At 63.1% G+C, this 6,109-nt stretch carries 4 protein-coding genes and 2 pseudogenes; 5 read left to right on the forward strand and 1 reads right to left on the reverse strand.

The features are described 5' to 3' along the window. Positions 1 to 495: 495 nt before the first annotated feature. Entirely contained in the window at positions 496 to 1,170 is a 675-nt protein-coding gene (locus tag AC2W7L_RS18355) for an SOS response-associated peptidase (protein ID WP_486005613.1), read from the reverse strand. Positions 1,171 to 1,222: 52 nt separating this feature from the next. Here AC2W7L_RS18355 and AC2W7L_RS18360 point away from each other — a divergent pair, with 52 nt between their 5' ends. From AC2W7L_RS18360 to AC2W7L_RS18380, 5 genes and pseudogenes are all read left to right on the forward strand, one after another. Continuing rightward, positions 1,223 to 1,738 (forward strand): MarR family winged helix-turn-helix transcriptional regulator, encoded by a 516-nt coding sequence (locus tag AC2W7L_RS18360; RefSeq protein ID WP_486005614.1) that lies wholly within the window; start codon positions 1,223 to 1,225, stop codon positions 1,736 to 1,738. Between the two features lie 121 nt (positions 1,739 to 1,859). After that, positions 1,860 to 3,025 (forward strand): annotated as a pseudogene (locus AC2W7L_RS18365) (acyl-CoA dehydrogenase family protein). A 1-nt stretch (position 3,026) separates the two neighbouring features. Next, positions 3,027 to 4,220 carry a 3-hydroxyisobutyryl-CoA hydrolase gene (locus AC2W7L_RS18370; protein ID WP_486005615.1) on the forward strand — a complete coding sequence of 398 codons (1,194 nt, stop codon included), beginning with the start codon at positions 3,027 to 3,029 and terminating at the stop codon, positions 4,218 to 4,220. After that, positions 4,135 to 4,853 (forward strand): annotated as a pseudogene (locus AC2W7L_RS18375) (enoyl-CoA hydratase). The gene AC2W7L_RS18370 and the pseudogene AC2W7L_RS18375 overlap by 86 nt, the downstream one beginning before the upstream one ends. Before the next feature lie 196 nt (positions 4,854 to 5,049). Further along, the gene (locus tag AC2W7L_RS18380) at positions 5,050 to 6,021 is read left to right on the forward strand and encodes an NAD(P)H-dependent flavin oxidoreductase (RefSeq protein ID WP_486005616.1); all 972 of its coding nucleotides are present in this window, start codon (positions 5,050 to 5,052) and stop codon (positions 6,019 to 6,021) included. Positions 6,022 to 6,109 lie beyond the last annotated feature (88 nt).

Genomic DNA, 6,109 nt, shown 5'->3' on the forward strand with positions numbered 1-6,109 from the left:
AATGTTCTGGCATCACAACTTGTTCAAACAAACACGCTATTGGATTCTCAAACCACAAACACACACCCATCACCACCACCCGAAAAAACGAGCGTGTTCACTGGGGGTATCAGTTCCTATTGTCTGCACTTTTCATCTTGCGACTCGCTGTGCCAGCGGATGTCTACTCTACATGGTTGTTCTGATCCGTGCAACTCGAAGTTCATCTTCAATTTGCCCGCATCGTTCCCGATCAGAGCGACTGTTGCCGTTCCTTGCGGCCTGGCAACCTGGATAACAATACACACATCTGCCCCCGGCTGCAAAATCGCTCCGACTGCACCCTCTCCCCCGGCCGTCAGAACCCGAGATCTCGGGCGAGAGCCTCATTAGAACGGCTTCGAGATCAGACCGCTCCGCTCCTTCCGGGGCAGCCCTGAGCCTCGTAGAAGTAGATTTCTCAGCGCAACGATCCGAGCCGAGCCGCGTAATCGCTCCCGTCAAACACAGAGAGATCTACGCCACGGGTTCGGCGAGCTCAGGAGAATCGTTGCGGACATTGCCCACCGCTTTGCCGACCCTGTGTCGCGTAACGCTCGCGGGGTCGACTTGGTCGAGAGTCGCTGCCAGCAGATCCGGCACATCGTTCGTCAGCACTCCCGGATCGATCCAGTCACTGATCTGGTCGCGGCCGAGGAACACGGGCATCCGGTGGTGGACATCGCTGAGGTGTCCCGCCGATTCCATGGTCAGTATCGTCGTGGAGACCAGCCAGGTCTCGTCAGGCTGCTTCCAGAATTCGAAGAGACCGGCCATGAAGAGCGGGTCCTCGCCGGCAGCGGTCATCATCCACGGCTGCTTGCCGTCCTCTGTGTTCTCCCACTCGTAGTAGCCCGGGATCGGCAGGGCACAGCGACGACGCTTGATGGCCTGCCGGAACATCGGCTTCTCGAGCACGGTCTCCGAACGTGCATTGAATGCTTTGAACCCGATCTTCGGATCTTTCGCCCAGGCCGGAACCAATCCCCAGGAGGCGGTTTCGAGACGGCGATGCAGCTGGCCATCCTCGTCGAGGCGCTCGACGACGATCGGCACGAACGATCCCGGGGGCACATTGAAGCGCGGCGCAAAGTCATAGGAGACGACGTCCAACCGCAGCTCATCGGCGAGATCCGCCGGATCGAGAGACATATTGAGTCGACCGCACATGCGCCCATCTTCTCACTTCACTACACTGTCGACAATGGCGGCAGAAGAGAATACAGTCCCGGGCTTCGACCCGATCGAAGAGTCCCGACGGCAATGGCTGGCCCATGGGTGGGATGACGCAGCCGACGGAATGACGACAGTGATCTCGGTGATGCGAATCCACCAGCTGTTCCTCGCCCGAGTCGACGCCGCCCTCAAACCCTTCGAACTGACCTTCTCGCGCTACGAGGTCCTCACCCTGCTGTCGTTCACCAGGGCCGGAACCCTGCCGATGTCGAAGATCTCCGCCCGCCTGCAGGTGCATGCGACTTCGACGACCAATTCAGTCGACCGCCTCGAAAAGGCCGGACTCGTCGCCAGACGCAGTCACCCCGATGATCGCCGCACGACGCTCGTCGACCTGACCGACGCCGGTCGTTCGCTCGCCGCTCAGGCGACGACGGCCCTCAACGCCGAGGTCTTCTCCTCCCCCGATTTCGCCGGGATCGACCTCGATGCCCTGCTCCCCCACCTCGAAAAGCTGCGCTCGGGCCTCGAAGCCGGCAGCTGACCGAACCCGCTGATGGAACCGACGGTCGGGCCGCCTCGGCGATAAATTAGTTGGATGTCCAAGTAATATGGACGTATCGTGGTGTCGATCACCGAATACGCGTCCGATTCTTGGAGGAATCATGTCCCGCAGTACAGCCGCTGCCCTACCTTTCGGTCTCACCGACGAACAGCAGACCGTCGCCGGGATGGTGCGCGAGTTCGCCGATACCGAAGTCGCCCCGCATGCTCTCGAATGGGACGCTGAGCACTTCTTCCCCGTCGATGTCATCAGGAAGTCCGCCGAGCTCGGCATGGGCGGCATCTACGTCAGCGAAGAAGCCGGCGGAACCGGAATGGGCCGGATGGATGCGGCGCTCATCTTCGAGGCGATGTCGACCGGATGCCCCTCCGTCGCTGCCTATATCTCGATCCACAATATGGTCGCGTGGATGATCGACAAGTTCGGCAACGACGAGCAGAAGTCCAAGTACCTCGAGAAGCTCGTCTCCATGGAGCACCTCGGCAGCTACTGCCTGACCGAGCCCAATGCCGGCTCCGATGCGGCCGCCCTGCGCACCTCGGCCCGCGAGGACGGCGACCACTATGTGCTCAACGGAGTCAAGCAGTTCATCTCCGGTGCCGGCACCTCGGACACCTACCTCGTCATGGCTCGCACCGGCCAGGACGGAGCGCGCGGAATCTCCGCGTTCATCCTCGAAAAGGGCATGGAGGGACTGAGCTTCGGCCCCAATGAGCAGAAGATGGGCTGGCGGGCCCAGCCGACCCGACAGGTGATAATGGAGAACGTGCGTGTTCCCAAGGAGAACCTGCTCGGCGTCCCTGGCCAGGTTTCAAGATCGCGATGTCCGGGCTCGATGGCGGGCGTCTCAACATCGGCGCCTGCTCGCTCGGCGGCGGGCAGGCCGCTCTGGAGAAGGCCATTTCCTATATGGGTGAGCGTCAGGCATTCGGCACGGAGCTCTCGGGCTTCCAGGCCCTGCGCTTCGAGGTCGCACAGATGCAGGCCGATCTCGAAGGTGCCCGCTCCCTGCTGTGGCGGGCAGCGGGCGCCTACGACGCAGGCGATCCGAACACCTCTCTGCTCTCGGCCATGGCCAAGCTCAAGGCCACTGACACCGGCTTCGCGGTCGCGAACAAGGCACTCCAGTTGCACGGCGGCTACGGCTATCTGACAGAGTATGGAATTGAGAAGCTGGTGCGTGACCTGCGAGTCCACCAGATTCTGGAAGGCACCAACGAAATCATGCGCGTGATCATCTCGCGCAAGAGCACAGGAGTGGGCTGATATGACAGAACCTTCGACGAAGCAGGCGGATGACTCCGTCATCACCTCGGTCACCAATGGGGTGGGCCGGATCGAACTCAACAAGCCGAAGCTGATCAATGCGCTCAGCCAGGACATGGTGGGTGCCATCGATGACGCCCTCAACGCATGGCGTGACGATGACGAGGTCGAGCTCGTCCTCGTCACCGGTCGCGGGGAGCGCGGACTGTGCGCGGGCGGCGACATCAAGGCCGTGTACAACGACATCGTGGCCGGCAGCGACGAGAACGCGAAGTTCTGGAATCGCGAATACAAGATGAACCACGCGATCTCCGAGTTCCCCAAGCCCTACGTCGTCATCATGAACGGCATCACGATGGGCGGCGGAGTCGGCATCTCCGGCCACGGATCGCACCGCATCGTCACCGATTCCACGAAGGTCGGGATGCCGGAGACAGGAATCGGACTCTTCCCCGACGTCGGCGGCACGCACCTGCTGGCCAACGGTCCCGGAGAGTTCGGCACACACCTCGCACTGACCGGACAGCCCGTCGGAGCCGGCACCGCAATCAGTCTCGGGCTCGCCGACTACTTCGTCCCCGATGCGCAGATCCCCGACCTCATCGCCGACCTCACCGCCGGCCAGGACCTCGAATCCGTCCTCGGCAAGTACGCCGGGGAGGCGCCTGCCGATGATCTCGCCGAGGCGGCCGACTGGATCAACGCCTGCTACGTCGGCGACGACGCCGAGGCCATCGTCGCGGCTCTCGCCGCGCACGAGAACCCCGACGCCCAGGCCACCGCGGAGCTCATCCGCACGAAGGCTCCGACCTCGGTGAAGGTGACCTTGGCCGCGATCCGCAATGCTGAGAAGATGACGCTGGCCGAGGTCCTCGAACAGGACTACCGCGTGGCCGTGGCCCTCACCGGGCTGCCGGACCTCAAGGAAGGCATCGCGCGCAGGTCATCGACAAGGACCGCAACCCGCAGTGGAATCCCGCCTCGCTGGCCGAGGTCAGCGACGAGCAGGTCCACTCGATCCTCACTACCGACCAGGAAGACAAGGTGTTCTCATGAGCGAATTCGAAACCATCCTCACCGACGTCACCGACGGTGTCGCCACCATCACGATCAACCGGCCGAAGGCGCTCAATGCGCTGAATCTGCAGGTGCTCACCGACATCACCGATGCCGCGACCGCCTACGACGCCGATGATTCGGTCAAGGCGATCATCATCACCGGCAGCGAGAAGGCCTTCGCCGCCGCGCCGATATCAAGGAGATGTCGAGTCTCGACTTCTCGACCGCATATAAGGCCGATTGGTTCGCCGGGTGGACCCGGTTGACCGACGTGCGCAAGCCGGTCATCACCGCCGTCGGCGGCTACGCCCTGGGTGGCGGTTGCGAACTGGCGATGATGGGCGACATCCTCATCGCGTCGACGAAGGCGAAGTTCGGACAGCCCGAGATCAACCTCGGTGTGCTCCCGGGCATGGGCGGATCCCAGCGCCTGACCCGCGCCGTCGGCAAGGCCAAGGCCATGGACATGTGCCTGACCGGCCGGATGATGGGCGCCGAGGAGGCCGAACGCTCCGGACTCGTCGCTCGCGTCGTCGAGCCTGAAGCACTGCTGGAGACGGCCAACGAGATCGCCCAGACGATCGCGAGCAAGTCCCGGATCGCCTCGGCGATGGTCAAGGAAGCGGTGAACACCGCATTCGAGACGACCCTCGAACAGGGCCTGCGCTACGAGCGTCGCCTCTTCCACTCCTCGCTGGCCACGAATGATCAGTCCGAGGGCATGGCCGCCTTTGTCGAGAAGCGGGACCCGAACTTCACGGATTCCTGAGTTCCGGCAGGGGCCGCTCGGGCCTCGAGCGAACGCGAGCACAGCGGCGCGGTCTTCATTGCGGAGGCCGCGCCGCTGTCGTGTCTGCTGCCGGAGATTCCGAGCCGAAGATCACGAGCGACAATGTGTTGTGTATCGCATTTAACAATCGTTCGGTTAGAGTGGGCGTATGCATGAATCTTCGCAAGGAGGCACCGTGACAACCTTCACCGATCTGCGCTCCCAACTCCGTCTGCCCGTCGTCGGCTCCCCCATGTTCATCGCCTCAGGGCCCGAACTGGTCAAGGCTCAGTGCCAGGCGGGAATCGTCGGATCGTTCCCCACTCTCAACGCACGTCCGGCCTCGCAGCTGACCGACTGGCTCGATGAGATCTCCGAATCGAATGCCGCCCACACCGCGGCGAATCCGGAGCAGCCTGCCGCTCCGTACGCGGTCAACTTCATCGTCCACCGTTCGAACAATCGCCTCGAGGAGGACCTCGCCGAGGTGGTCCGCCACCAGGTGCCGATCGTGATCACCTCGCTCGGTGCCCGTGAAGAGGTCAACGAAGCCGTCCATTCCTACGGCGGCATCGTCCTCCACGACGTCATCAACAACCGCTTCGCCAACAAGGCCATCGAAAAGGGCGCCGACGGCGTCATCGCCGTGGCCGCCGGTGCCGGCGGGCATGCCGGGGCACAGTCTCCGTTCGCTCTGGTCCAGGAGATCCGCTCCTGGTTCGACGGCCCCCTGCTGCTCTCGGGCGCCATCGCCCACGGCCGCTCGATCCTCGCGGCCCTGGCCGCCGGCGCCGATCTCGCCTACGTCGGCTCGGCCTTCCTGTCGACGCCCGAGGCGAATGTCGTCGAGGACTACCGGAAGATGGTCGTCGAGTCCGGCGCCGAAGACGTCGTGTACTCGAACTACTTCACCGGGGTGAAGGGCAACTACCTGCGCGGATCCATCGAAGCCTCGGGCCTCGACCCGGACAATCTGCCGGAGTCGGATCCTTCGAAGATGAACTTCGCTTCCGACCCGAACTCGGATGCAAAAGCATGGCGTGACATCTGGGGCTCGGGCCAAGGCATCGGCGCGCTCGGACAGCAGCGGACGACCGCTGAGCTCGTCGAGACCTTCGCCGCTCAGTTCGATGAGGCGAAGCAGCAGCTGCTCGCACAGCTGCGCTGATCCGACCGAGCGCCTCAAAGACCACCTCAGCCCAAATTACTACCTGACGGCGGCGACGTTCTTCGGGTGGTTCTCAACGAACTCCCCA

The organism is Brevibacterium sp. LAARM3_SD1 (genome assembly GCF_057364765.1).